This window comes from Hydrogenophaga sp. 5NK40-0174 (assembly GCF_040372165.1).
Lineage (GTDB): Bacteria > Pseudomonadota > Gammaproteobacteria > Burkholderiales > Burkholderiaceae_C > Hydrogenophaga.
Genome location: NZ_BAABWG010000001.1, coordinates 1,212,619 through 1,237,356 on the forward strand (window position 1 = coordinate 1,212,619; position 24,738 = coordinate 1,237,356).

General features: G+C 61.8%; 24 protein-coding genes and 1 riboswitch. Of the genes, 7 read left to right on the plus strand and 17 right to left on the minus strand.

Annotated features, from left to right (window positions below):
* Positions 1-39 precede the first annotated feature (39 nt).
* The 15 genes from ABWV89_RS05605 to ABWV89_RS05675 all read right to left on the minus strand — a co-directional run bounded on the left by ABWV89_RS05605 (position 40) and on the right by ABWV89_RS05675 (position 15,403).
* Positions 40-594 (minus strand): histidine phosphatase family protein, encoded by a 555-nt coding sequence (locus ABWV89_RS05605; RefSeq protein WP_353395073.1) that lies wholly within the window; start codon positions 592-594, stop codon positions 40-42.
* Positions 595-642: 48 nt separating this feature from the next.
* Entirely contained in the window at positions 643-1,464 is an 822-nt protein-coding gene (locus ABWV89_RS05610) for an adenosylcobinamide-GDP ribazoletransferase (RefSeq protein ID WP_353395075.1), read from the minus strand.
* A gap of 14 nt (positions 1,465-1,478) precedes the next feature.
* Positions 1,479-2,540, minus strand: coding sequence for a nicotinate-nucleotide--dimethylbenzimidazole phosphoribosyltransferase (gene cobT / locus ABWV89_RS05615; RefSeq protein ID WP_353395076.1), 1,062 nt, complete (start codon positions 2,538-2,540; stop codon positions 1,479-1,481).
* On the minus strand, positions 2,537-4,108 hold the full coding sequence (locus tag ABWV89_RS05620; RefSeq protein ID WP_353395077.1) for a cobyric acid synthase: 1,572 nt from the start codon (positions 4,106-4,108) through the stop codon (positions 2,537-2,539). Before ABWV89_RS05620 ends, cobT begins: the two co-directional genes overlap by 4 nt.
* Entirely contained in the window at positions 4,105-5,112 is a 1,008-nt protein-coding gene (locus ABWV89_RS05625) for an aminotransferase class I/II-fold pyridoxal phosphate-dependent enzyme (protein WP_353395079.1), read from the minus strand. Before ABWV89_RS05625 ends, ABWV89_RS05620 begins: the two co-directional genes overlap by 4 nt.
* Positions 5,113-5,122: 10 nt before the next feature.
* Complete coding sequence (gene cbiB / locus ABWV89_RS05630; RefSeq protein WP_353395080.1) at positions 5,123-6,157, minus strand: adenosylcobinamide-phosphate synthase CbiB; 1,035 nt, start codon at positions 6,155-6,157, stop codon at positions 5,123-5,125.
* Positions 6,158-6,160: 3 nt separating this feature from the next.
* Positions 6,161-7,177: a biotin synthase BioB gene (bioB, locus tag ABWV89_RS05635; RefSeq protein ID WP_353395082.1), complete on the minus strand. Its 1,017-nt coding sequence runs from the start codon at positions 7,175-7,177 to the stop codon at positions 6,161-6,163.
* Between the two features lie 63 nt (positions 7,178-7,240).
* Positions 7,241-7,873 carry a cob(I)yrinic acid a,c-diamide adenosyltransferase gene (gene cobO / locus ABWV89_RS05640; protein ID WP_353395084.1) on the minus strand — a complete coding sequence of 211 codons (633 nt, stop codon included), beginning with the start codon at positions 7,871-7,873 and terminating at the stop codon, positions 7,241-7,243.
* A gap of 83 nt (positions 7,874-7,956) precedes the next feature.
* Positions 7,957-8,745, minus strand: a complete 789-nt coding sequence (locus ABWV89_RS05645; RefSeq protein WP_353395085.1) for an ABC transporter ATP-binding protein — start codon at positions 8,743-8,745, stop codon at positions 7,957-7,959.
* Positions 8,742-9,770, minus strand: a complete 1,029-nt coding sequence (locus ABWV89_RS05650; protein ID WP_502903138.1) for a FecCD family ABC transporter permease — start codon at positions 9,768-9,770, stop codon at positions 8,742-8,744. The genes ABWV89_RS05645 and ABWV89_RS05650 overlap by 4 nt, the downstream gene beginning before the upstream one ends.
* The gene (locus ABWV89_RS05655; protein ID WP_502903139.1) at positions 9,767-10,717 is read right to left on the minus strand and encodes an ABC transporter substrate-binding protein; all 951 of its coding nucleotides are present in this window, start codon (positions 10,715-10,717) and stop codon (positions 9,767-9,769) included. Before ABWV89_RS05655 ends, ABWV89_RS05650 begins: the two co-directional genes overlap by 4 nt.
* A complete protein-coding gene (cobU, locus tag ABWV89_RS05660; protein ID WP_353395186.1) occupies positions 10,714-11,280 on the minus strand; it encodes a bifunctional adenosylcobinamide kinase/adenosylcobinamide-phosphate guanylyltransferase in 567 nt (188 codons plus the stop codon). The genes ABWV89_RS05655 and cobU overlap by 4 nt, the downstream gene beginning before the upstream one ends.
* Before the next feature lie 5 nt (positions 11,281-11,285).
* Positions 11,286-12,143, minus strand: a complete 858-nt coding sequence (locus ABWV89_RS05665) for a cobalamin-binding protein (protein WP_353395187.1) — start codon at positions 12,141-12,143, stop codon at positions 11,286-11,288.
* 14 nt (positions 12,144-12,157) lie between these two features.
* On the minus strand, positions 12,158-13,489 hold the full coding sequence (locus ABWV89_RS05670) for a cobyrinic acid a,c-diamide synthase CobB (RefSeq protein WP_353395086.1): 1,332 nt from the start codon (positions 13,487-13,489) through the stop codon (positions 12,158-12,160).
* Positions 13,490-13,537: 48 nt separating this feature from the next.
* Entirely contained in the window at positions 13,538-15,403 is a 1,866-nt protein-coding gene (locus ABWV89_RS05675; protein ID WP_353395087.1) for a TonB-dependent receptor domain-containing protein, read from the minus strand.
* 104 nt (positions 15,404-15,507) lie between these two features.
* Positions 15,508-15,794, minus strand: a riboswitch (cobalamin riboswitch).
* A gap of 50 nt (positions 15,795-15,844) precedes the next feature.
* Between ABWV89_RS05675 and ABWV89_RS05680 the strand changes: the two genes are divergently transcribed.
* The 3 genes from ABWV89_RS05680 to ABWV89_RS05690 all read left to right on the plus strand — a co-directional run bounded on the left by ABWV89_RS05680 (position 15,845) and on the right by ABWV89_RS05690 (position 17,889).
* The gene (locus ABWV89_RS05680) at positions 15,845-16,084 is read left to right on the plus strand and encodes a coiled-coil domain-containing protein (protein WP_353395088.1); all 240 of its coding nucleotides are present in this window, start codon (positions 15,845-15,847) and stop codon (positions 16,082-16,084) included.
* Positions 16,081-16,479, plus strand: coding sequence for a cell division protein ZapA (locus tag ABWV89_RS05685; protein ID WP_353395089.1), 399 nt, complete (start codon positions 16,081-16,083; stop codon positions 16,477-16,479). Before ABWV89_RS05680 ends, ABWV89_RS05685 begins: the two co-directional genes overlap by 4 nt.
* A gap of 594 nt (positions 16,480-17,073) precedes the next feature.
* Positions 17,074-17,889 (plus strand): sulfite exporter TauE/SafE family protein, encoded by an 816-nt coding sequence (locus ABWV89_RS05690; protein ID WP_353395090.1) that lies wholly within the window; start codon positions 17,074-17,076, stop codon positions 17,887-17,889.
* Between the two features lie 86 nt (positions 17,890-17,975).
* Here the strand turns inward: ABWV89_RS05690 and rraA are convergent, their stop codons facing one another.
* Positions 17,976-18,485 (minus strand): ribonuclease E activity regulator RraA, encoded by a 510-nt coding sequence (gene rraA, locus ABWV89_RS05695; protein WP_353395091.1) that lies wholly within the window; start codon positions 18,483-18,485, stop codon positions 17,976-17,978.
* Positions 18,486-18,747: 262 nt separating this feature from the next.
* On the opposite strand from rraA, the gene ABWV89_RS05700 reads away from it, so the two are divergent.
* The 4 genes from ABWV89_RS05700 to ABWV89_RS05715 all read left to right on the plus strand — a co-directional run bounded on the left by ABWV89_RS05700 (position 18,748) and on the right by ABWV89_RS05715 (position 24,419).
* The gene (locus tag ABWV89_RS05700; RefSeq protein ID WP_353395092.1) at positions 18,748-19,284 is read left to right on the plus strand and encodes an SWIB/MDM2 domain-containing protein; all 537 of its coding nucleotides are present in this window, start codon (positions 18,748-18,750) and stop codon (positions 19,282-19,284) included.
* Between the two features lie 202 nt (positions 19,285-19,486).
* Positions 19,487-21,295, plus strand: coding sequence for an adenylate/guanylate cyclase domain-containing protein (locus tag ABWV89_RS05705; protein ID WP_353395093.1), 1,809 nt, complete (start codon positions 19,487-19,489; stop codon positions 21,293-21,295).
* 50 nt (positions 21,296-21,345) lie between these two features.
* Positions 21,346-22,425 carry a phosphatase PAP2 family protein gene (locus ABWV89_RS05710; RefSeq protein WP_353395094.1) on the plus strand — a complete coding sequence of 360 codons (1,080 nt, stop codon included), beginning with the start codon at positions 21,346-21,348 and terminating at the stop codon, positions 22,423-22,425.
* Entirely contained in the window at positions 22,422-24,419 is a 1,998-nt protein-coding gene (locus tag ABWV89_RS05715) for a S8 family serine peptidase (protein WP_353395095.1), read from the plus strand. The genes ABWV89_RS05710 and ABWV89_RS05715 overlap by 4 nt, the downstream gene beginning before the upstream one ends.
* 121 nt (positions 24,420-24,540) lie before the next feature.
* On the opposite strand, the gene ABWV89_RS05720 is transcribed toward ABWV89_RS05715, so the two are convergent.
* The coding region (locus ABWV89_RS05720) for a hypothetical protein (protein WP_353395096.1) at positions 24,541-24,738 on the minus strand (198 nt) is incomplete at its 5' end.

Here is a 24,738-nt window from a genome sequence, read left to right on the forward strand (position 1 = left end):
CGTCGAGGTCGTCTGCGGTCCGTCGGGAAGCCACAACACTCAGACGTCAATGCACAAGTATCCACCCGGAGATGGCGCCAGTTCAGGCCAGTGTGACACGTCCGAAATATCGGTAGCCCCCTTGCTCACAATGTACTGCACCGCCCGGATCACTCCCGCATGGGTGACCCATACCGCATGCGCCACTCCGGTATTGCGCACGTCTTGCAGCAGGCTGGCCACGCGAATGAGGACGTCGCCTGTGCTTTCCTTGCCGCCAAACCGGTGGTGGCCAAAGTCCGCCATCCAGCGATCGAAGGCAGGGCGCGGCACATCTTCCCAGCGCTGCATCTCCCATATGCCAAAGTCCATCTCGTTGATGCGTGCATCTGCCCCTGCAAAAGCCAGATCCGGGCGGCGCTGCAGCGCCGCATCTGCCAGCTGCTGTGCACGCACCAGGGCCGAGACCCACAAGGATGCACCCTGCGGCACCAGTGCGGCCAGTTCATTGGCAGCCTTGTCCGTCAGCGACTCATTGGATCGCACATCGGTGGCTCCATAGCAAAGCCCCGCGTCCAGCAAGACAGGTGCGTGTCTCCACAGCCATAGTTTCATCGTCGTGTCTGCCGCGCAGTGATGCACTGGCAGTCCATGTGGAATGCGTCAGTGGCCCGGCGCCCAGGCCAGGACCATACCCAGGTAAAAGAACACTTCGCACAGCTGCTGTGTCGCCCCCAGCGCATCCCCCGTGAAGCCCTGAAGCCTTCGCGCCAGCAGGCGCCACATCCAGGCCCAGGCCAGAGCAGCGCCCACCGCGCCGCTCCACCATGGCAAAGAGGGCCAGACCGAGTGCAGGCTGATGGCGGCCGGCAGCATCCACAGAACCGCCACAGCCAGCGCGGGCGCGGAGATCTGGTCAGCCAGCGGTTTGGACTTGGACCCGCCTTCATTGCCAACGTGAGGCAAGAGCCGGATCAGCCAGAGAGGCATGAAGCGTGAAACCACGGCCGCAGCCACCAACACTGCGGTCGCTGCCACTGCGCCCAAGGCCTGCATCAGCAAGGCCAGCAAGCCGACCTTTGCCAGCAGGCTGAGCACCAAAGCCACCGCCCCGAACGAGCCAATGCGCGAGTCCTTCATGATCTCCAGCGCGCGGCCGCGGTCCATGCTTCCCCCCAGGCCATCGGCCAGATCCGCCAGGCCGTCCTCGTGAAAAGCACCCGTCAGGTATGCACCCAGTGCAGTGGCAGCGGTGGCCGCCACCCAGGGGCTGGCCGCCAGATCCGGCAAAGCCAAGCCCATCAGGCAAAACAGTGCACCGGTCATGCCTCCGAGCAGGTAGCCCACGCCAGGAAAGTGCGCCGCACTCGCCCGCAGCATTTGCGGCGAATAGCCGACCCATTCCGCCAGCCGCCCGTTCACCGGAATCCGGGTGAAGAACTGGACAGCGAGCAGAAAGTGCCGGATCGGCTGCGCGAAGCGCATGAATGCCAGGCGGGTTATGACTGAGATGCCTCAGCGCCCTCTTCCTCGCGCGAGACACCCGCGGACTCGAAGGAGGCCATTTCACGGACGACGGCGCAGGCAGACTGCAGCAACGGCCAGGCCAAGGCGCCACCCGACCCTTCCCCAAGACGAAGGCCCAGGTCCAGCAGTGGCTCTGCCCGAAGGTGCGCCAGCATCAGCGCATGGCCTCGCTCGCCTGAGCGGTGGGCAAAGACACAGCGCTGCAAGACGTGTGGCTGCAACTTGGCCGCCACCAGCACTGCAGACGTCGCGATAAAGCCGTCGACCACAATCACCCGCCGGTCATGGGCGGCTTGCAGCACCGCGCCCACCATGGTGGCGATTTCCAGACCACCCAGAGCGGCCAAGGCAGCCAGTGGGCTGGTGGCCGCCGCGTGGCGGGCCAGCACCTCCCGCAAGATGCCGATTTTTCGGCTCACCCGCTCTGCATCCAGCCCTGTACCTGCGCCCGTGCAATCGGCAATGCTGAGATTGGCCAGACGCGCCAGCAGCATCGCAGCAGCCGACGTATTGCCGATGCCCATTTCGCCGAGCAGCAAGGCATTGCCAGGCAAACCGCGCACCACCTCCGCGCCATTGTCGATGGCCTCCTGGCACTGTGCGTCCGTCATGGCTGGCGCTTCGCTGGCATCCCGTGTGCCGTGCGCCACCTTGCGCACCAGCAGTCCCTCGCGCGGAGCGAAGTCCTTGTTGACGCCGCAATCGACCACCGTGAGGCCCAGCCCATGCTGGCGTGCCAGCACGCTGACAGCGGCGCCACCCGCCAGGAAGTTCTCCACCATTTGCCAGGTCACGTCACTGGGATAGGCAGATACACCTTTCGCAGCCAGACCATGGTCTGCGGCAAACACAACCATCTGCGGTTGCCGAATATCAGGCGCCTCGGTGCCCAGCACCATTCCGATGTCCACCGCGAGCCGCTCCAGGCGCCCCAATGAGCCCAACGGCTTGGTCTTGTTGTCAACGATGTGCTGCAGCCGCTCACGCAGGGCAGCATTGTCAACACTCTCAATCTTCAACGTCAAAGCGTTCATTTGTCTTTTTTTCCTTGAGGTTCATCTCCCGGGGTACTTGGATTTCCCTGCCGGACCAGTGCGTCGAGAAAGCCGGGGCGGAAATGTTCGCCCACAAAATCGGCCAAGCCCTCGAACACCTGATCCATGATTTGTGCACGGTCACCGAAGAGCGCGCGCATCACGCGCTCGTCTTCAAACAGGCCATGCACATAGATGCCCATCACGTTGCCGGCACCATTGTGCCAAGCCAGTTCAGGTACCGATGAAAACACCTGCTCACCTGCCGCGATCATGGCCGGGTGCGCCTGTGTCTCGCCATGGTGAATCTCGTAGCCGCTTGCGGTGACGCCGCTCAGTGCGGCCCATTCGCCATGCATATCGCCAAAACAGATGCTCGCCTTCCGCACGGTTTTTGCGGCAGCGAAGGCTGTCACCAAGGGCAACAAACCCAGGCCTGGCGCATTGCCGTCCACACCATGGGTATCGATGAGCGCCTCGCCCAGCATCTGCAATCCGCCACAAATGCCCAGGACCCGACGGCCTGCTCTGGCGTGGCTGGCTATGGCCGCATCCAGCCCCTGAGCCCGCAGCCATGCGAGATCTGCACTGGTGTGTTTGGAGCCGGGCAAGATGATCCAGTCCGCGGCAGCGCAATCAGCCGGCGTTCGAGCCCAGACCAGTCGCAGCCCGTTGACATTCTTGAGCGGCTGAAATTCGTCCAGGTTGCTGATGCGGGGATAGGCCACCACGGCCACCGTCGTGCGAACTTCCCCAGCCACCCGCGTCCGGTCGTCGAAAACGCCATCTTCCTCTGGCAAGCCGTGATGCCACCACATGGGCAGTGTGGCCACCAGCGGGATACCCGTGCGGGCCTCGAGCATATCTGGCCCGGGCGCCAGGAGTTCCGCATCGCCACGAAACTTGTTGAACACAAAGCCCTTGATCAAGGCTTGCTCATCATCCGGCAGAAGTGCCCAGGTGCCATACAGGTGGGCAAATGCGCCACCACGATCGATGTCGGTCACCAACAGGCAACTGGCGTGGGCATGGCGCGCCACGCGCATGTTGACGATATCGCTCTCATGCAGGTTGATCTCGGCCGGAGAGCCCGCGCCTTCGATCACCACCACATCAAACGAACGCCGCAAATCATCCAGTGCTTCGCAGATGTGTGGCCACACCCGTTCACTGCGGCCGCGCCAAGGCATCTGGCTCAGTTCCTGACTTACCTGCCCCATCAGCACCACCTGGCTGCGCGTGTCTGCTTCCGGCTTGAGCAGCAAAGGATTCATGCGCACGTCCGGCTCGACGCCAGCGGCCAGTGCCTGGAAATACTGGGCAGAACCGATCTCACCCATCGACGAGAATTGGCCATCCGCGCCCAGCGACCCACGCAAACGGCGGAATGTGGGAGGAATCGCCTCAACTACCCGTGCGTTGTTGCTCATGTTCTGCGCCTTGAACGGCGCCACTCGCAAGCCTTGCCGAGCGTAGTAGCGGCACAAGGCCGTGGTCAGCCAGCTCTTGCCGGCGCCACTCGTGGTGCCCAGCACCATCACGCATTGGGCGAGCGATGCCTGGCTCATGCTTCGCACCCACGCGCTGCCTTGGCGCCAATCAACCAGCGATACAGCGCGGTCACCGCTTCCTCTGGCTGGGCGCTCAAACGCCAGTAGCCAGGCAGCCCGAAAGAGGTCGCATCGCGCAACCGAAAACCGGCCATCGCAGCGCTCTCACCGTTGACCGGTCGCAGCGGCATGGCACACAGGAAATGGGTGTTCGTCGGCAGGCATGTCCACCCTGCCATGTTCAGATGTTGCAGCAGCAACTCTCGCCAGTCGCGCAAGGTAGCTTTGGATGCCTCAACCCACGCTTGGACCTCTGGTCTCGTCCATTGCAGCAGCATGGCCTCGCCGTGAACACCCAGGGGCCACGAAGGTGCCAAGGCTGAAAGCCGCTCCGCCATGGCTTCAGCACCCTCTGGTGCAATGACATAAGCACCGCGCACGCCCGTCTGGCCCAAAGCCTTGTTGGGTGACCACAGCTGCCACACCTTGTCCATTTGTGCAGATGGAACAGGCTCGCCATCGAGCCGCAATGGCGCGTAAGCACAATCGAGCACGGAGACACGCCCTGGCAACGATGCGCTCAGCGCCTGCCTGCCCCGTTCCATTTCTCCTGTCGGGCTGGCCGGGTCGCACCACCACACCAGCTCTGCGTCTTCTGGGTGTTCGACCTCCGTCAAATGCCATTGGTTCGAAAAATGACGGTAGTCGCCATAAGCGTGCGCCGGGGCCCAAAAAGATTGCCCACCGTCCCGGGCCACCCAGGCGGTGATGCGTGCGATGGCCTCACTCCCACTTGCCGCGACGACGATGCGCTCGTATGCCACACCGTGCAAGTCGGCCAGGGCGTGACGTACGCGAGCCGATGCAGGGTCGGGATAGGCCCTTGCATCGAGATTCTTCAGTGCATCCACTACGAGAGGGCACGGCCCAACAGCATTCGCATTGGTCGAGAAATCCCAGCGGACTGCAGCACCGCCGTTGGGTCCACCATGAATTCGTCGATCGGGCAGTTGATTCATCATCGGCCTGGGTTCATCCCATCGAAAGACTGATCGCCACCATGGCCGAGGCCAGGCTGGCACTGGCCAACCAGGCCGCGCGCGCCGCCAGCGTGATCGCACGGGCTGTGTCATTTGCTGTTGGTGCCCGGCCACCGGCATGCAAGGTGTACACGCCGGCTTTGTTCAAGGTGATGCCAACGCACATCGCCATGGCTCCCATGGTCCATCCCCCGTTGGGCGATGGGGTCAGCCGCGCTTGCGAAGACAAGCCCCGCACGGACGCAGGATGACTCACCAGCCATACCAAGATGGCTGTGAATCGTGCCGGTATCCAGTTGAGCGCATCATCGGTGCGAGCGGCCCAGTGGCCGGCATGTGTCCACACACGCCCGCCCCTTGCACCACGGTAGCCCCACATGGCGTCTGCGGTGTTGGCCCAACGGTAGACCACGGCACCGGGCAATCCCGCCACGGCAAACCAGAACAGCGGTGCCACCACAGAATCGCACAGGTTCTCTGCCAAGGTGGAAATGGCAGCAGACCGTACGCCCGACGCGTCCAGCGCTGATGCGTCACGGCTCACCAGCCATTTCACGCGCTCGCGGCCTGCATCCAGGGACGTTGCCAGCGCCTGCTCCACGGCAGCCGACTCGTCCCGCAACATGCGCCAGGCCAGCATCGGTTTCAACAGCAAGGCCAGCAGCAAGCATTGCCAGCCCCAATGCAGCGTCAACAACATCGACTGAACAAAACACGCGAGGACTAACCACGGAAGCAATCCCAAACACCAACCCGCCGCGCCCCTCATCCACTGAAAGGTCGGCGAGGGTGACGTTGCTGGAGGCTGTGCTTCTTGATGTGCTTGAGCTTCGTGAGGTTCTCGAGGTGCCATCCAGCGCCCCAGCTTGGCTTGCATCGTCCCCATCCACGCGACAGGATGCCAGCGGCTGGCTGGCTCACCCCAAAGGGCATCCACCGCCATGGCGCCCAGCATGGCCACACCCAACACCCAGGCCTGGGGCCAGAGTATTGTCGAAGCGTCAGCCATGCGGGCCCACTCTGTCATGGTTCAGGCGTGACCTTGTGAGGTCGTCATGCCAGCGCGTGCCAGCAAGGCCTGGTCTGCCTCGATGTCGGCATTGCCGGTCACCAGCAACCGATCGCCATAGAAGATGGAGTTGGCACCAGCCAGAAAGCACAGGACCTGCGTCGAATCGTCCATCTGGCGGCGGCCGGCTGACAGCCGAACCTTGGCCTTTGGCATGGTGATGCGCGCCACGGCCACGGTGCGAACAAACTCCAGTGGATCCAGGTCTTCTTCATCCGCCAACGGCGTACCTGGCACCTTAACGAGTTGGTTGATGGGCACCGACTCCGGATACGGAGACAGGTTCGCCAGTTGAGCGATCAGGCCAGCACGCTGATCGCGCGACTCGCCCATGCCCACGATGCCGCCGCTGCACACTTTCACCCCGGCGTGACGCACGCTGTCCAGCGTATCGAGCCGGTCCTGGTAGTCGCGGGTGCTGATGATGTCGCCATACAACTCTGGCGCAGTGTCCAGGTTGTGGTTGTAGTAATCCAGTCCGGCATCGGCCAGGCGCTGCGCCTGACCGTCGCTGAGCATGCCCAAGGTGCAGCAGGCCTCCAGGCCCTCTTCCTTGACCACGCGAACCAGTGCTTCCACTTTTTCAATGTCGCGGTCGTTCGGTGCGCGCCACGCTGCGCCCATGCAGAAGCGCGATGCCCCGGCAGCCTTGGCGCCGAGTACTGCTTCGCGAACCATATCGGGCGTCATCATTTTGGTCGCCTCCACCCCGGTTTCATGGTGAACCGATTGCGGGCAATAGCCACAGTCTTCTGGGCAACCACCGGTCTTGATCGAGAGCAAAGTGGCCAGCTCCATGTGCAGCGGGTTGTGGTTGGCGCGGTGCACCTCTTGCGCACGAAACATCAGTTCCGGCAGTGGCAAGTTCAGCAGTGCCTTCACCGCATCCCGGCTCCACCGCTCTTCACCTGCCTCGGCAGCTTCATGGGTCACGCGGCGCGACACCGGGCCGCGCACTTTTTGCTCTGCAACTTTCATGTCCAAGGGTGTTTCCTCCTTATGCGTATTCAAATGAGCCATGACGGGCCTGTTGCGGACGGCTCAGTCCTCAATACCGCGCTGTGCGGGAATGCCCGCTTTGTAGGCGTGTTTGACCATGGTCATCTCCGTCACCGTGTCCGCCAGGTCGATGATTTCCTGCGGGCAACGGCGCCCGGTCAGGCAAACCGTCACATCACGTGGCCTGTCTTTAAGCGTCTGAAGAACGTCTTCCAGCGGCAGCCATCCGTAGATGAGTGGGTAGGTAATTTCGTCAAGCACCACCAGAAAATGCTCGCCATCCATGATGGCGGCCTTGGCGCGCTCCCAGCCATCGCGCGCCAATTGCGCGGAATGATCCAGATCTTTGCTTTTCCAGCTGAAACCATCCCCAAGCCCCTGGATGATGGGTTCTCTTTCTTTGTCTCGTTTGATCTCTTCGGCCACAGGCGGCCCCATTTCCGAAAGCATCTCAAAAACGCGGTGTTCACCAAACCGTGCCGATGGCACTTTCATGAACTGAAAGATCTTGACCTTCTTGCCGTGCACGTGGGTGCGACCAAAGGCGCGCATGGCCAAACCAAACGCGGCCGTGCTCTTGCCTTTGCCGTCACCGGTGTGCACCATCACCAGCCCACGGCGCTCGCCGTCGGGCTTGGGTTCGTTTCGATCGGTAGGTGGCGTCTCTATTTCCATAAATCGTTTCGCTTCGCTTGGCTTCGTTAACTTGTTGTCTGTGTTCTGGTTCGCGTTCTCGCGCGAGTCTTGCAAGTGCGAGATCAATCCGGTAGCGCTACCCACCGGCCGCCCACCTCGACGATGTTCAGCCTTTGCTCAAACACCGACATCAAGGCCGCTCGAGCAGCAGGTTCACTGGCTGGCCCGGCATGCAACACCTGGCCGTTGTTGACGACCACGAGGTCGTCGGCTTGCAAGGCCAGGCTGACCTCATGCAGCACGCTCACCACGGTGTGGCCGGCGGCAACCTGTTGGCGCACCAGCCGTACCCAGTCCGCCTGTTGTGGCGGGTCGAGGTTGGCCAGAGGTTCGTCCATGAGCATGATGGGCGCGCCCACCGCCAGCACCCTGGCGAGCAGCACGCGTTGGCGTTCGCCACCCGAGAGCTGCCCCAACGGACGATCGCGCCAGGCCCACGCCTTGGTGGATTCCATGGCTGCCCGCACGGTCGCATGGTCTTCGGCCGAAGGCGGTGCGAGCCAGGCTTGATGCGGCAAGCGCCCCAACATGACCACGTCGTAAGCGCTCAGATCTTCTGCCCCCGCTTCGCTGGCGCCGCCCTGTGCGAGCCAGGCCATCAAGCGTGCACGCTCGCGGTGTCCGTAGGCGTGGCTCGGCTTGCCCTGCAGCCATACATCACCACTGGCAGGCAGGAGGCCAGCCAAGGCTTTGAGCAAGGTGGACTTGCCCGCGCCGTTGGGGCCAACCACGCAAGTCCAGCGTCCTCTGGCCAGGCTCAGATCGACGTCTTTGAGGACACGATGCGCATGGCGGCCGACTCCCAGCGTCACGGACAGCTTGCGCGCCTCAAGCGCGTGATCGCCACTCACCCGTGCCTCCTATGCATCAACCACAACAGGTAGCCGCCGCCGAGCACGGCGGTGAGCACACCCACCGGAATCTCCTGCGGCGCCATCACGCCCCGCGCCATCACATCGGCCCCCAGCAGCAAAGTGCCGCCCATGGCCGCCGACAACACCACCAGCCTCGCGTGCGTGGTTTTCACCACCGCTCGAACCAGATGTGGCGCGGCCAGACCGACAAAGGCAATCAACCCTGTTTGGGCCACGGCTGTGCCTGTGGCCATGGCAAGCACGCCCACCAGCGCGGCGCGCAAAGGCGCCAGCGGCAAGCCCAGGCTTTGCGCGGTGGCCTCGCCCAGGCTCAAACCATCGAGCACGCGCGACATGCCCCAGGCGAGCACCAGCCCCACGGCCAGTGCCACCGCCATCAGCCACCACGCACTCCAGGCCACAAAACCGGTCGAGCCCAGCATGAACGCTTGCATGGCCGGAAGGATTTCCGGCACGCGCAAAGTCAACAATGACGTCAGTGCCCCCAACACCATGCTCACCACCACGCCAGCCAGCAGCAAACGCATGGTGTGCTGAACGCCCTTGGCCAGCGCCAGCGTGAGCAGCACGGCACCCACAGCGCCGGCAAAAGCAGCCCCGGTCAGGCCCAGGCGCACCATCCACTCGCCAGCAAATGGCGATACGCCCAGAAATGCCAGCACAAGAGCCACGCCCAGTGACGCACCCGACGCGCTGCCCAGCAAGAACGGGTCAGCCAGGGGGTTGCGAAACAGGCCCTGCGCCACAGCACCCGCCAAGCCCAGCAAAGCGCCCGCCGTCCAGGCGCCCAAAGTGCGCGGTGCACGGATATCGACCACGATCTGCCAGGCCAAGTCGTCAGACCAAAGGCTGAGCAAGGACTCCATACCGGTGCTGCCCACCGCCAGACCCAGCAAACCGAGCGCACCAGACACCACCAATAGCATCAGGCCCAGGCCCCATACGCGGCGGCGCACCACTGGCGCGCTCATCGACGAAGTGGCCATGGCCCAGGCATTCATCGCTGCGACTCCACTGCCGAGGCTGGCACCAGCGCAGGCGCAAAACGGCGAATGCAATCAGCCAGCGCTTCCGCACCCTCGGCCATTCGCGGGCCCGGACGCACCACGGTGTCTGACATGGCATCGGGCAACACGCAGATCCGGCCCTGCTTGACTGCGCGCATGCGCTGCCAGCCCGGGCGTGCCGTCATGCCATCAAAATTGCGCCGGCCCACCATGATGATGTCCGGATCGGCGCGCACGACAAACTCCGGGTTGAGCTTGGGGAACGGGCCCAGCGCGGTAGGCACCACATTGCGCGCGCCCAGACGCGTCAAAGTTTCGCCGATGAAAGACGATTCACCTGCAGCGTACGGCGCACGGTTGACTTCGAAGTACACCGTTGTGCCTGCAGCGGGCGGTGGCAATGAAGACGTGGCCTCGGTCACGCCCTGGTCAATCTGCTGCCAAACCTTCGCGGCATCCGCCTGCGGGTCTGGCAAGCGGAGCAAATACGCCAGCTTGAACATCACCTTCTGCACATCGGCGTGGGTTTTGGGCTCCAGCGCCACCACGGGAATGCCCAATGAGGCCAGACGCTCAAGGCCGCGAGATTTGACTGAGGCCACCACCACGTCCGGCCTGAGCGCAACAATGGCTTCAATGTTCGGGTCGATACCGCCCCCCACCTTGGGCAAAGGCTTCACAGCATCAGGCCAGTTCGTGTACCGGTCGGTGCCCACCAGTCGCTGGCATTCGCCCAAAGCGCAAATGGTCTCGGCCAATGACGGCAACAAGCTGACAATGCGCTTGGGCACCTTGCCGTTGGGGAGCACAAGCGCTTCGCCACGGTCGTCCACCGGCGCATCGGCGTTTGCGCCTTGCGCCACAACGGCTTGGCACAGCAGGGTCGCAGCCAGTGCCAACGATGCCAATGGCCGCAGGGAACGGAGCAACTTCTGCTTCACGCGTCATCCCCGGTCACACGCAGGGGCAGGCCAGCCACCATCAGCGTCACCTGCCTGGCCCTGCGGGCCACAGCCTGGTTCAGCTGGCCCAGCTCGTCCACATATTGGCGCACGCCTTCCCCCATGGGGATCACGCCCAGCCCAATCTCGTTGCTCACCACCACCACCGGCCCGGTCGACTCCGACAACGCGTGCAGAAACGCTTGTTTCTCCTTCTGCCAAGCGGCCGGATCAGCTTGTGCGGGCGCCACGGGCATCAGCCAGTTGGTCAACCACAAGGTCAGGCAATCCACCACCATCAGCGTGGACGGCGCACTGTACGCACTGATCGCACCCGACAAAGCCATGTGCTCTTCCACCGTGTGAACCCCCGGCATGCGCTCTGCCCTGTCCTGCCGATGGCGCTCGATGCGCTGTTGCATTTCGTCGTCGTGCGCCATGGCCGTGGCCACAAACACCACGCGGGCATCTTGGCTGGATTCCAGCCACTGCTCAGCCAAAGACTCCGCCTGCCGGGACTTGCCACTTCGCTGCCCGCCAAGAACCAGTTGAACACCTGTCATGTTCTTCATGCTTGTCTCCTTGTGCTGCTTGTCGACTCTGCCCATTTGACGACAATCTCGTGCAACTGTCGCGCCCCGTCGGTCAATGCAGCAGGCCCCGGCTGCAGAATGTCTGCCGACTTGATCTCGTACAAGTGCCCGTTGCGAACAGCGGGCACATCTGCCCAGCCTGGGCGCGCCGCGACCTTCTCGGGCCGAAATTTCTTGCCGCACCAGGAGCCCACCACGATGTCGGGCTGACGGCGCACGATCTCCATCGGGTCCGCAATGATGCGGTCCTTGCCCAAAGGCATGGCGCCCAACTCAGCGAAGCAGTCTCGCCCGCCGGCCAGCGCAATCAGCTCGGACACCCAGCGAATCGCGCTGATGGGAGGCTCGTCCCATTCTTCAAAATAAACCACGGGCGCCGGTAGCCCCTTGGCATCCAGCAACGCCTCCGCCGCATCGCGCATCGCAGCCAATTGCTCGCGCATGCTGCCCAACAATGCCTTGCCTTGCTGTGCGCACCCCACCATCGCAGCGATTTGCAACAACACTTGGCAGATATCGTCCACGCTGCGCTGGTTGAATATCACCACTTGCACGCCGGCCTTGATCAGTTGGGCCGCGATGTCTGCCTGCAAATCCGAAAACCCGATCACGCAGTCCGGCTCCAAAGCCAGGATCTTGTCGATCTTGGCGCTGAGGAACGCACTCACCTTGGGCTTTTCGTCCCGTGCCCGGCGCGGGCGAACCGTGTAGCCCGAGATGCCCACGATGCGATGCTCTTGCCCGAGCAAGTACAGCCACTCCGTGGTCTCCTCCGTGAGGCAAACAATTCGTTGCGGCCCCTCCGGCCAGGCCGAGGGTGTCCAGTTGCGCATGGCCGTCAGCTCACTCACGCTTGGGCCTCCGGCAAAAACAGCGCGGCCGTTGCCTGCGGGTTGGACGCAAACCACGGGTGGAAATAGCTGGCCTGCAAACTGCCCAAGCGGTAAATCGACTCACCTGCAGACTCGCGCCCACCCCGATGTTTCGTTGTCTGCCCGATTGGGGTCTGCGCGGTTTCAATGGTCGAGTAATGGAAAGCGTGGCCGCGCAACATGCCCAACGCGGTGGTCCAGCCTTGGGAACCCAGGGCCGCCAGACGCTGGTGCACCACCGCTTCACCCGGGAATAGCCCCCACATTTCGACCTTCTGGCCATCTTGCTGGACGATGCGCTCGCACAGCGTCATCCACCCGCCGCATTCGGCCCATACCGGCGTTCCCCGCTCCAGCGCCAAAGCCACGCCTTGCGCGGTTCGGGTGGCCGATTGCAGCGCCTGCACATGCAGCTCCGGATAGCCACCAGGCAACCAGACGGCGTCGCAGGTGGGCACAGCGTCATTCGCCAACGGCGAGAAGCGCACCACCTGCGCACCCAGCGCTTGCAGCGTTTGCACGTTCGACTCATACACAAAGCAGAACGCATCATCTTCTGCCAGCGCAATGGTCTTGCCTTGCAGCAACGGTTCGATGGCGGGAAAACCCGCTGGCGAAAGCGCCACCTCGCAGCGAGACCACTGCGCTGCGTCCCAGTCCGCCAAAGCCGTGTCGGCCAAGGCGTCGGCCGCCGCATCCATCACTGCCAAAGCATCTGCCCGCTCGCGCGCGAGCTTCAGCCCCAAGTGCCTCTCGCCAAGTGTGATGCCCGCTTCGCGAGGCATGCGCCCCCACCAGTCCGCGGCATTCGGCAGTGCCTCGGCCAACATCTCGCCGTGGCCTGCACTGGCCACCCGGTTGGCCAACACGCCTGCCCAAGGCAAACTGGGCCGGTAGTGCTGCAAGCCATGGGCCAGCGCACCAAAGGTCCCCGCCATGGCCGACGCATCAATCACCGCCAGCACGGGAATGCCGAACCGCTCCGCCAGATCGGCAGCGCTGGGGTTGCCATCAAACAGACCCATCACCCCTTCAATGAGGATCAGGTCCGCATCATCGGCAGCGTCGTAAAGGCGAGCACGGGCATCGTCTTCGCCGCACAGCCAGAGATCGACGTTATGCACCGGATGTCCGCTGGCCACCGACAGCCATTGTGGGTCGATGAAGTCAGGGCCGCACTTGAACACCCGCACCTTGCGCCCGGCCCGGCTGTGCAGGCGGGCAATCGCCGCTGTCACCGTGGTCTTGCCCTGCCCGGACGCCGGCGCAGCGATCAGAAGCGCACGGCAACGGCGTGGTGCTGTCATGTCAGGCCCTGTGTTCATCTTCAATCGATCATCGGCAATCACCGGCGATCAACGCATTTCCCACACCAGACCCACGTACAACGTGCGGCCCTCGGTCACGTAGCCGCGCACCGATTCGTAGGACTTGTCAGTCAGGTTGTTGATGCGGGCGCGCAGCTTCCACTGGTCGCCCAGCGGCTTGCTCACGCTCACGTGCAACAACTGGTAGGAAGGCAGCTTCACCGTGTTGGCAGCGTCGTCATATCGGTCGCCCACATACTCCAGCTCGCCGCCCAGCGTCCACCCCGCCACATCGGTCGATGCATTGAAGTTCGCCTGCGTCTTGGCGCGGCGCGGCAAACGCATGCCCGTGTTCAGGTTCTCCGGGTTCATGAAGTCCAGGGTTGCGCCCAGGACCACATTGCCCACGCGGGAACCACCACCGAGCGACAGACCGGTGTAACGTGCCAGCCCGACGTTCGCGTAGCAGCCTGCATAGTCGCCGCTGCCATTGATGCAGTCGCCAGGGCCTGCCACGTAGTCGATCAGGTTCTTGACCTTGTTGCGGTACGCAATGGCCTTGAAGTGGTTCGCACCCTGCCGGAACCGGACGCCGGCTTCCACGTTGCGCGCTTCTTCGGCCTTCAGATCAGACGAGCCGTAGATGCTAAAGCGGTGGAACAACGTGGGCGCGCGGAAGGCCGTACCCACCGATGCTGTCGCTTGCCAGCCTGCGCCCAGGTCGTAGCCGTAGGCCACAGCACCCGTGTTGTGGCCACCAAACTCACTGTCGTTGTCGTGGCGCACATTGAGCTGCAGGGTATGCAAGCCACTGCGCAATCCGTAGCCCAGGGCCAACGCATTCTGGGTACGCTTGGTGGACTCAGGTGTGGTGGACGCATTGTTCAGGCGGTCTTCGCGACGCTCCAGGTCGGCCGTCAGGGTGGCAGCACCCATGGCCCACTCATTTCGCAGCAGATAGCTCGTGATATCGGTCTTGGTCTTGTAGGGTGAAGGGTCGGTTTCGTACTTGTCCACGCCTTGCGTCACCGACACACGGGTCTTGTACGTATCCGACCAGGTCGCCTTCCAGTCGGCTCCCACGGTCTGCAGATCATGCGAAGCAACATCGTCCTGACCGTCGGTGAAGCCGTCATAGTCGCTGTCGAGCTGGCTCACCAGTGCATTGACGCCCAGCACATGGGCAGGGCTCAGCGTCCAGTCCAGACGGCCAGAGAACGACTGGCGCTTGTAGCCGTCGTCATCAGGGTTGCTGTCGAGCTTGATGTCATAGCCATCACTGCGCTCGGCATTGAGGCCCACCGCATAGCGAACGGAATCATTGCCGCCACGGAGGGAAGCCCCCACCTCGCGGGTGTTGTGCGTGGCCAGCCCCACGTGGGCGCTGGCTTGAAGGCCCGAAGCACCTTCGCGGGTGAAGATCTGCACCACACCGGCCATGGCATCAGAGCCATAGATGGCAGCCGCCGGACCACGCAGGATTTCCACGCGGTCCACTTCGCTCAGCGGCACCGCTTCCCAGGGCGCACCACCGGTGGACTGGGAGTCCACCCGCACACCATCGATGAACACGGAAGTGAAGCGGGTTTCCGCGCCCCGCATGTACACACTGGTGGTGCCGGTAGGCCCACCGTTGTGGTTCATCATGATGCCACCCGAGCGGGTCAGCACTTCCGCCAGCGTCGTGGCGCCACTGCGCTCAATCTCGGCGCGATCGACCAGGGTGACATCGGCCACCACATCAGTGATCGGCACCTCGGAGCGCGTTGCCGCGACCACAACCGGCGCCAGCTCGGGCGCGCGCGCCTGATTGGCAGAGGGAGCTTCAGCTTGAGATTGCGCAAAGGCAAACGGAGACGAGAATGCGGCGGCCACAGCCATGGACAACGCGGCGTGCGAGAAAGGTACCTTCATGTGATTCTTCAAATGGGTCAGCGCCCATACCGCCTTCCCCGACGGTCCATGGGCAGAACACGAACGGCCAGGGCGTCTGCTCTGGAAAAGCTGACGCCAAGGCGAGTTCACCTTGCTTGCTGGCCGGTATCCGGGCTGGCAGAAACAACCTCCAAGACCTTCCCGGGTACCAGAGCATCCCAGTGGTCGAGGGTTGGAGGCGAAGCTACAACTGACTGTTTGTCCGTTCGTGTCATGCGACACACATGGACGAAAGAGGCAGCCGTGACGCTTGTCTGCTTACCGTTGCGGGGGCAGCGCAGGTTAGGATTGGCCTGTGGCACATCCCTCCTGCTTCCCGTTTAACTGCGGTGGGAGAACCACACCGCGAGCACCAACAGATACATTCTACCGCCCGCCGGCTGTCACCAAGCCTACAATGGGGGGCAAACCGATCTCACCATGGCCGATTCCAAGCACCTCGAACAACTGACCGAGCGCGTAGAGCGGCTGCTCTTGCGTCACGAAGAGCTGCAGCGCACCAACAACCTCCTCATGGAGCAAGTGCAATCCCTGCAGTCGGAGCGGGACTCCCTCAAATCCCGCTTGAACGCGGCGCGCGCCCGGATCGATGCCCTGCTCGACCGCCTGCCGCAAAGCGGCGCCGACGGTGCACTGGAGAGCCCCAAGGAGCATGAATGAACAAGTCCTCCAAGAAACAGATGGAAGTTCAGATCATGGGCCAGAGCTACCTGCTCGCCTGCCCGCCCGGTGGAGAAGCTGCCTTGCTCGACGCCGTTGAGCGCGTTGACACCGCCATGTGCCGCATCAGAGATGCCGGCAAGGTCAAGGCCCGTGACCGCATCGCTGTGCTCGCGTCACTCAATCTGGCCTTCGAGCTCTCTCAAAAAGAATCGGAAGAAATGCACGCACAATCGTTTGCCAACTCTTCGTTCGGCAACTCGGAATCTGCGCCGCTGGAAGATCCAGCCCGAAGCACTTCTGCCGACTGGGACGACCCACAGGCACAATCCCGCGTCGACGACCTGATTCGCCGCCTGGACAACACGCTCGGCAACGACGGTCAACTCCTCTGAGCCATCCCTCTTCCGCTGCTCGACCGCTTGTCATTTCTCCCTCGACAAGCTCGCGACAAGAGTAGAATTGATCCGGTCTGCAGTGCATGCCGGGCTTTATATTTCCTTGAACCAATGCTCACTGAGCTCGGGCCTGGAAAATTGCTTGGCGGGCGCGATCGTCTCGCGTCAGACGAACCCGAAGCCCAGCTGACCTAGCCCACCTGAACCCCCGGTTCAGGATGACGGTCCGGTGGCACTCGCAGACACCTCATTTCGGTCTCCCCCCTGCGGCGCTTCGCGCCTTCCCCCCTCTCTGGCGGCGAAGGGCGCCAAAGCGCCGTTCGCCTTGGAGGGGGGACGCAGTCTTGGACCGGCGGAGCCGGATCCTCGCCTGCCCTGGTAGCGGTCGACTGGCTATCAAACGTTTTTCCAAGTAGACGGGTATCTTTGCGGCTCATCGGCTGTGCCATCGGCATTTGCCTCGCGTGCCTCAGGCGCTACTACCAGGGCTTTGAGCGCGCAGGACATACAGCACACCCCAAACGCGGTACGCTTCAGGCATTCGGGCTTCCGCCCTCCTCGTTCTTTCTTCTTCTCCCTCTCTCCTTCCCAATGACCCTCGAACCGCTTCTGTTTGTTGAGCTGGCTGTGCTCGGCCTTTTCACTGGTTTTCTCGCCGGCCTGCTGGGCATCGGGGGCGGGATGATCATGGTGCCGTTCATCACGGCCATCCTCACGCATCGGGGTGTGGAGCCTGGTCTGGCGGTGAAGATGGCGATTGCCACCTCCATGGCCACCATTGTGTTCACCTCGATCTCCAGCGTAAGAGCGCATCACAAGCGCGGGGCCGTGCGCTGGGACATCGTGGTTCGTCTGGCACCCGGCATCGTCATCGGCGCGGCCATCGCCAGCCTGGGCGCCTTCGCTGTCATCAAGGGCACCTCGCTGGCCATCCTGTTTGCGGTGTTCGTCGGCTTCTCTGCCACGCAAATGCTGTTCAACAAGAAACCGTCGGCCTCGCGCACGCTGCCGGGCACTGCAGGTCAGCTCGGCGCAGGCACCGGCATTGGTTTTCTCTCAGGCATGGTGGGTGCAGGCGGCGGCTTCGTCAGCGTGCCCTTCATGACCTGGTGCAATGTCAGCATCCACAACGCGGTGGCCACCAGCGCAGCACTGGGCTTTCCCATTGCGCTGTCCAACGCAGTGGGCTATGTCGTCTCGGGCCAGCAAGTCGAGAACCTGCCGCCGTGGTCGTTCGGCTATATCTTCCTTCCAGCACTCGTTGCCATCGCCAGTGCCAGCGTGATCATGGCACCGCTGGGAGCCAAGGCCACCCACTCGCTGCCAGTGGATTCCCTCAAACGCGTCTTCGCCACCACGCTCTACGCCCTGGCCGGCTACATGCTCTACAAAGGGCTCACCTCCTGAGAAGCCCCTCAAAACTGACACGGCCTGCGTCACACCAGTGGTGACTCAGGCCGTTGTCATTTCTGCTTCGTGTCGATGTCACATGATCAGGCAAGCAGGTCGCGGCTGGCCACCACAATGCCGTCTTCATCGGCGTAGAGCCAGTCGCCCGGCCGCACCCACACGCCCTGGATCTGTACGGCCACATCGCGCAGCCCATCCACCTTGCGCTCCGTCGGCAACGGCATGGACGCCAGTGCGCGAATGCCCACCTCGCTCTCGATCAGTTCGCCCACATCACGCACGCAGCCGTCAATCACCACGCCGGCCCACCCGTTGCGCGCCGCCGCTGCGCCCAGGTTGCCACCCAGTAATGCACGGCGCAATGAGCCGCCACCATCGACCACCAGCACGCGTCCCTGCCCTTCGCTCTCCACCATCGCCTTGACCGGTGTGTTGTCCTCGAAGCACTTCACCGTCACCACAGGTCCGGCGAACTTGCGCACTGCACCGAAGTCCTTGAACACAGGAGGAAGCACACGAAAATCGCCGCTGCCATCGCCCTTGTGGGCATCACAAAAATCGCAAGTGGCAAACTGTTTTTGGTTCTGAGACATGGTCGAATTCACTGCAAGAAAGTCGTTAAACAAAGGCTCCAACAATCAGCCTGATTTGCGCCCCTGACACAGCGCTTTCATCAAGCACTGTCCCGAGTGTTGTTTTCCGGGCGACAAAACTGCGTTTTCCCTCTGAAAACCCGCAAAAAAGCTGGTCTTCCTTATTGGAATGCGGACATAAGTCTATTAGCATCCAAATGCCGGCATACAAAGCATGAGACTTGGTCGGCGAAACATTCCACACAGAGAAGGAACCCCAACCATGGCAACTGCAAAGAAAGCGGCAGCGAAGAAAGCTGCAGCGAAGAAGGCTCCAGCAAAGAAAGCTGTAGCCAAGAAAGCTCCGGCTAAGAAAGCCGTCGTGAAGAAAGCCCCGGCAAAGAAAGCTGCCGCCAAGAAAGCTCCGGCCAAGAAAGCCGCAGTGAAGAAGGCACCAGCGAAGAAAGCCGCTGCCAAGAAAGCCCCGGCCAAGAAAGCCGCAGCGAAGAAGGCCCCTGCCAAGAAAGCTGCCGCCAAAAAGCCAGCCAAGAAAAAGGCTGCGGCCAAAAAGCGCACACCCAACGCAGCCTTCATGAAGGCCATGACCCCAAGCGAAGCACTGGCTGCCATCGTTGGCAAGAACCCACTGCCACGCACGGAAGTCACCAAGAAGGTCTGGGCTTACATCAAGAAGAACAAGCTGCAAGACGAAATGAACAAGCGCATGATCAATGCCGACGCCAAGCTGAAGGAAGTCTTCAAGAAGGCACAGGCATCCATGTTCGAGATGACCAAGATGATCAACGATCACCTCAAGTGATTCTCGTCATGGGCGCCGGCGCTGCACCAAAGCAGTGCCCGCCTTGCGAAAAGACCGGCCCACGTGGCCGGTTTTTTTATGGAAATTTCCATATTTGTTGGGAAAACCCTCCCTGAATGGGAGATGTCGCACACACCTAAGTGTGAGAAACTGAAACTCTTCCCCCATAAAAGGTATGACAATGGTTTCGTCATCGCGGAACATGACTTTTGTTACACGCGACGGCCAGACTCATTCCAATCCGGTGACCGCCGACGCAATGCAAGAGAAGGTGGTCTTGGTGATGGATCTGGTCGAATCGGTTCGATTGATGGCAGGCGACGAAGCCGGCACTGTCGAGCGTTGGCGATCCTTTCTTCACCATGCCCGCGACGAAGTCCTGCCTCCTCTGCAAGGGCGCATGGTGAAAAGTCTGGGTGACGGCTTCCTGGCCGAGTTCGATTCGGCGTCCGAAGCAGTCAAGGCAGCACTAACGCTGCACGAGTACTTTCCCCCTCTCAACAAGAAGCTCGACGCGTCCTCCCGCATGTATTTGCGGGCCGGGCTCAATGCCACGCACCTCTACGTTGACGAGCAGGACGTGTTCGGCCATGGCGTGAATCTCGCCGCGAGGGTGACGACACTGGCAGCTCCCGGCGAGACAGTCGTGACCGCCAACGTCCGCGATGCCATCGTCGACGGGCTCGATGGCGAGACTGAGGACATGGGCGAGAGTTATCTCAAACATTGGCCCGAACCAGTGCGCACATGGCGCGTCTGGTCTGCCAGCAAAGCGAAGCTGGAGCCAGCGGCTCGCCGCCCCATGCCCCCGCCTCAGCAAGATCTCAGGCCGACCATCGCTGTCATTCCATTCACTGCAAGTGCATCGCTCTCGGAACACAAGGTCGTCGGTGAGTTGGTGGCCGACGGCGTCATCGCACGGCTTTCCAAGAGCCAGCAACTCAAGGTGATATCGCGTCTGACGACTACCGCACTTCGCGGCCGAAGTGTTGAAAGCAGCGCCCTGCAAGAACGGCTCAACGCCCAATACGCTCTTAGTGGCTCGTATGCCGTCATTTCAAACAAGGTCGTTCTAACAGCTGAGCTCACTGATGTCAGAGCGGGCGAAGTGATTTGGTCAGAACGAATGGCCGGTTCGATAGACGACTTGCTGCAGGCTGATAGCGATTTGATCAACTCACTGACCAATGCCAGCGCGCAGGCTGTCCTAAGCACCACACTGCAAAGATCACTGATTCTTCCCGTTCCTCAGCTGGACAGCAATGCATTGCTGCTGGGCGGCATTGCTCTCATGCACCGCTCCACTGAGCGCGACCTCGACCGCAGCAAGGAACTCCTCGATGCCGTCGTTGAACGCCACCAGCGTGTCGCAACGCCTTGGGCATGGCTAGCCAAGTGGCATATTCTGCAAGTGATGCAAGGGCGCACACAAGACCCCGCCAGCGAATTTCGCAAAGCCATTGATATCGCCGACCGATCCATGGACCTGGATCCTGGTTGCTCACTGGCCATTGCTGTGAAAGGGCATGCCTTGTGTCATCTGGGCAAAGAAGTTGACGAGGCTCGCCATCTGCTGGATCTGGCGACCCAGGCCAATCCCAACGAACCGATGGCCTGGCTCTACAGCGGTTTATGGTCCAGCATGTGGGGAGCTCCCAAAGATGCCATCCAGCAAGTCACCACTGCGTTGAGCTTGTCGCCGCTTGACCCGCAGCGCTACTACTTCGAGATGATGCTGGCCAACAGCTACGGCGCGCTCAAGGATTGGAACACGACGGCAACGCTATGCCGGGAATCCTTGCGCCGCAACCGCTATCACCTGCCCACCATCAGAACCCAGATGATTGCCGAGTTCGAACGAGGAGAGCTCGACGAAGCAAAGCGCCTATTTGGCCTCGTTCAGACCTTGCAGCCGGGTCTCACACTGAGCAAATACATGGCAGTGGGTGGAAACAGCTCACTCAAGCAAATTGGCTCTCGGGTATTCAAGGCATTGGGCCTGCCTGACTGATTGACTTACTGCCGGCTGATCAAACAGAAAATTTTCAAGAGGAGAACGTAATGAGTGGTGGTTTCAGTGGTGGTTTCAGTGGTGGTTTCAGTGGTGGATTCAGTGGTGGATTCAGTGGAGGTTTCAGTGGTGGGTTCAGCCAGCAAGGCGGCGTAGGCCCTGTCGCCCTTGCCACGAGTCGCGCCGGCATCGTGGGGCCATTCGAAGGCCCCACGCTCAACCCGCCGCTTCACCCCTTTGCCAACCCGGACAACCTCGCGCTTTGGGCGGAAGGCCCACGATTGACCGCCTGCCTTCAGGAGCTCATGGAAGGGCTGACCATCACTGCTGATGGAGAGAGTCGCGAAGGCGAAATGGCATTTGCCGATCTCAACGCCAGTCGAATCCGTCGCCACAAGTTGCTTACCCTCAAGGGGCCCACAAAGAACCAGTTGAAACACCAGCTACAGTTGGTGGCAGCCTATGCCGACTTGCGAAGCGATCGCGCCGCCGAAATCATCGATCAGCTGGCTCCACCACTGATGTTTTGGGCCCAGATCACGGGTATGCTGGAGCACCGGCACAAGAAGACAGCACAAATTGTCGAGCTGGCTCTCGCACTGGCAGTTCAGGTCGAGATGCGATTCAAGAGCATGTTTGCTGTGGTTCGACCTGTCGAGTTCTCGCCTCAAATTCAGCCCATCATTCCAACCCCAGGCCACGGTAGCTGGCCAAGCGGCCACGCAACAGAAGCTTTCGTGGCAGCGACAGTACTCGAAGCCCTGTTGGACGAAGCACGGGGGCGCAAACACGATGGCAGAGAAAGCCACGTTCAACTCCAGCGTCTTGCCGCCCGCATCGCGATCAATCGGACGGTCGCCGGCGTTCACTACCCCATCGACTCCGCCGTCGGACGCCTTATAGGCACCAGCCTTGGCGACTATTTCCTCGCTCGTGCAAAAGGTGGCTACACCCACCCACGAAGTTTCGACAGCGACAAGTTCGTATCAGCAGACGGAACGCCCAAAGACTTTGACCTGCATGACCCAATGGACAAAGGCGCGTACGGCCTGTCTCGAAGCAAGGTTGAAATGCCCAAAGCCGCCAATCTGGGCTGGCTGTGGAGTGAGGCCGTCAAGGAGTGGAAATGACACGCGCCACATGGGCAAGCCTGCCCAAAGGCGTTGTGACCGGAATTGATTGGTCCAAGCGGCACGCCATCGACGGTGTTGACCCCTATCTGATTTGGGCAGAGGTCGATGAATTCCACGATTTCCGGCTACCTGGTCACAAGCCGCCCGAGTGGCTGCCTGTCATCATCGAAACCCAGCCCGGCACCGGCATCAGAGACCTTCTTCGGGCTTCCAGCACCCGCTGGTTGCAGGTTCCACGTGTGTACCTTTGCTATCCAGGCCTCCGCTATTGCACAGCACGCGTCAAAGCAGACTTCTTCCGAAAGCTGAACGAAGGCATGGGCCTGGCAGACGTGGTCTCCCGATATGAATTGGGCCTTCCTGTAGAAGACAGGGTTGGTCCACTCAAAGACCCCGCGACGCCACGATCGACGGCACCCAGGATTGCCGGCAGGGTGCCTGGCACCGTACTGGGCGTGATCGACGGCGGACTTGCGGTCGCCCACGAGGCATTTCGGGACGCCAGCGGCAAGTCACGGATCAAGCACTTCTGGCGCCAGGATGAACGAACCGGGCCATCCGACAGCTGGGACAGTGCCAAAAACCGCTGGCCAATCGATTCCAGGCGAGCCGGGCCAGCGCCACGGGACCTGTCATATGGACATGAACTCAGTGGAAAAGCCATCAACGATGCGATGCGAAGCTTCACTGCCGGAGCCCAGGTCGACGAAGCCGCAGTCTACGAGCATTTCCAGATGTGGGATCTCAAACATGCCATCAACCATGGTACGCACGTTGCGGCCATCGCGGCGGCTCCGCAAGCGCTCAACGACAGAATGGTCAGGGCTGGCGAAGCACCCTCATGGAACAAGCCACGAGATCAGGCCGCCAAGGCGGACATCGTAGCTGTGCAACTGGACTGGGCCAACGTGCTCGACACCTCGGGCGGGGCCATGACCGTCAGCATACTGGACGCCCTGCTCTACACCTTCACGCGATGCACCGACGAAGCGCAACTGGTGGTCAACCTTAGCTGGGGGACCTTGGCGGGCCCACACGACGGAACTTCCATTCTGGAAGCAGCGATGGACCAGTTAACGCTATTGCGTGGCTCACAAATCACTCAGATCGTGGTGCCTTCGGGCAATGGCTACCAGGCGCAGACGCACGGCAACGCGTTCTTGCCTCCGCAAGAATCAGCCGTTCTGGACTGGTATGTGCAGCCAGATGACCTCACGCCCAGCTTCGTCGAACTATGGCTGGCCGACCCGGAACTCCCGCAAGAGGCCATTCAGAGCGTGGAGCTGAAACTGACACCACCTGGCTGTACCACAGCGCTTCCGCCACTCAAACTGGGCAGCGGAGGGAGTTGGCCCAATGCGAAGGAGCCCTATCTCACTGTCATTTTCCCTCGGCGTTCTGCGCTCGGCCGCAACGGTACTTGCGCACTGCTTGCCTTGTGCCCCACCTTCAGTTTTCACGCCCATGAGCGTGTTGCGCCTGCCGGCAAATGGACCATCGAAGTGGTCAACAAAGGTCTCAACCCACTGGTACTCGACGCCTACATTGAGCGAGATGACATCGCCATTGGCACACACACCGGTGCGCGGCAGTCCTATTTCAACGACCAACACTACAACAGCAGCGGGAACATTGACGGCTTTGTCGACCAACCGGGCAACCCAACGCTCATTCGCCGCAGCGGCACCTTCAACAGTCTGGCTACTGGGCGTCAGACAGTCGATGTTGGTGGGCTCATGCTGGAAGGCGTCAAAGAAAACCTGCCCAGCAGGTACAGCCCTCGAAAGCCCGACCCAGACGCCAGCAGACTGCCCCAGCGCAGTGATGTTCGGAAGGTACCTGAAACTCTGGCATTCAGTGATGAGAACTCTGTACTGTGGGGAGTGCTCGCAGCCGGAAGCCTCAGTGGTTCAATGGTGCGACTGGTGGGTACCAGCTCAGCCGCTCCGCAACTCGCAAGGCGCGTGCTGAATCGAACCACGCCGGTCTGAAATGGTTCTGCATCAGGCACCGGGAGGGGACATTGATCGCCAGCCAACCTCGCTGATAGCAAAATAAATGGCCTATGTCCGCCCAGGCGGACATAGGCCAATGAAACTACATCAGAGCCAGTCAGGCCTTACGACCAGCCGCTGCCACGTGCTTGCGAACGTCTGGCGTCACATAGCCGCTGCCCATGGTTACTCCGCCTGCACTCTTGCCCGCCGGCTTGGCCGCTGCCACGTGCTTACGTACATCTGGCGTCACATAGCCGCTGCCCATGGTTATTCCGCCTGCACTCTTGCCCGCCGGCTTGGCCGCTGCCACGTG

Excerpts from the sequence above, each read along its gene's own strand:
- ABWV89_RS05605 (WP_353395073.1), bottom strand. The coding sequence starts at position 594 with ATGAAACTATGGCTGTGGAGACACGCACCTGTCTTGCTGGACGCGGGG.
- ABWV89_RS05610 (WP_353395075.1), bottom strand. The coding sequence starts at position 1,464 with ATGCGCTTCGCGCAGCCGATCCGGCACTTTCTGCTCGCTGTCCAGTTC.
- cobT (WP_353395076.1), bottom strand. The coding sequence starts at position 2,540 with ATGAACGCTTTGACGTTGAAGATTGAGAGTGTTGACAATGCTGCCCTG.
- ABWV89_RS05620 (WP_353395077.1), bottom strand. The coding sequence starts at position 4,108 with ATGAGCCAGGCATCGCTCGCCCAATGCGTGATGGTGCTGGGCACCACG.
- ABWV89_RS05625 (WP_353395079.1), bottom strand. The coding sequence starts at position 5,112 with ATGATGAATCAACTGCCCGATCGACGAATTCATGGTGGACCCAACGGC.
- cbiB (WP_353395080.1), bottom strand. The coding sequence starts at position 6,157 with ATGACAGAGTGGGCCCGCATGGCTGACGCTTCGACAATACTCTGGCCC.
- bioB (WP_353395082.1), bottom strand. The coding sequence starts at position 7,177 with ATGAAAGTTGCAGAGCAAAAAGTGCGCGGCCCGGTGTCGCGCCGCGTG.
- cobO (WP_353395084.1), bottom strand. The coding sequence starts at position 7,873 with ATGGAAATAGAGACGCCACCTACCGATCGAAACGAACCCAAGCCCGAC.
- ABWV89_RS05650 (WP_502903138.1), bottom strand. The coding sequence starts at position 9,770 with ATGAATGCCTGGGCCATGGCCACTTCGTCGATGAGCGCGCCAGTGGTG.
- cobU (WP_353395186.1), bottom strand. The coding sequence starts at position 11,280 with ATGACAGGTGTTCAACTGGTTCTTGGCGGGCAGCGAAGTGGCAAGTCC.
- ABWV89_RS05665 (WP_353395187.1), bottom strand. The coding sequence starts at position 12,143 with ATGCGCAACTGGACACCCTCGGCCTGGCCGGAGGGGCCGCAACGAATT.
- ABWV89_RS05670 (WP_353395086.1), bottom strand. The coding sequence starts at position 13,489 with ATGACAGCACCACGCCGTTGCCGTGCGCTTCTGATCGCTGCGCCGGCG.
- ABWV89_RS05675 (WP_353395087.1), bottom strand. The coding sequence starts at position 15,403 with ATGAAGGTACCTTTCTCGCACGCCGCGTTGTCCATGGCTGTGGCCGCC.
- ABWV89_RS05680 (WP_353395088.1), top strand. The coding sequence starts at position 15,845 with ATGGCCGATTCCAAGCACCTCGAACAACTGACCGAGCGCGTAGAGCGG.
- ABWV89_RS05685 (WP_353395089.1), top strand. The coding sequence starts at position 16,081 with ATGAACAAGTCCTCCAAGAAACAGATGGAAGTTCAGATCATGGGCCAG.
- ABWV89_RS05690 (WP_353395090.1), top strand. The coding sequence starts at position 17,074 with ATGACCCTCGAACCGCTTCTGTTTGTTGAGCTGGCTGTGCTCGGCCTT.
- rraA (WP_353395091.1), bottom strand. The coding sequence starts at position 18,485 with ATGTCTCAGAACCAAAAACAGTTTGCCACTTGCGATTTTTGTGATGCC.
- ABWV89_RS05700 (WP_353395092.1), top strand. The coding sequence starts at position 18,748 with ATGGCAACTGCAAAGAAAGCGGCAGCGAAGAAAGCTGCAGCGAAGAAG.
- ABWV89_RS05705 (WP_353395093.1), top strand. The coding sequence starts at position 19,487 with ATGACTTTTGTTACACGCGACGGCCAGACTCATTCCAATCCGGTGACC.
- ABWV89_RS05710 (WP_353395094.1), top strand. The coding sequence starts at position 21,346 with ATGAGTGGTGGTTTCAGTGGTGGTTTCAGTGGTGGTTTCAGTGGTGGA.
- ABWV89_RS05715 (WP_353395095.1), top strand. The coding sequence starts at position 22,422 with ATGACACGCGCCACATGGGCAAGCCTGCCCAAAGGCGTTGTGACCGGA.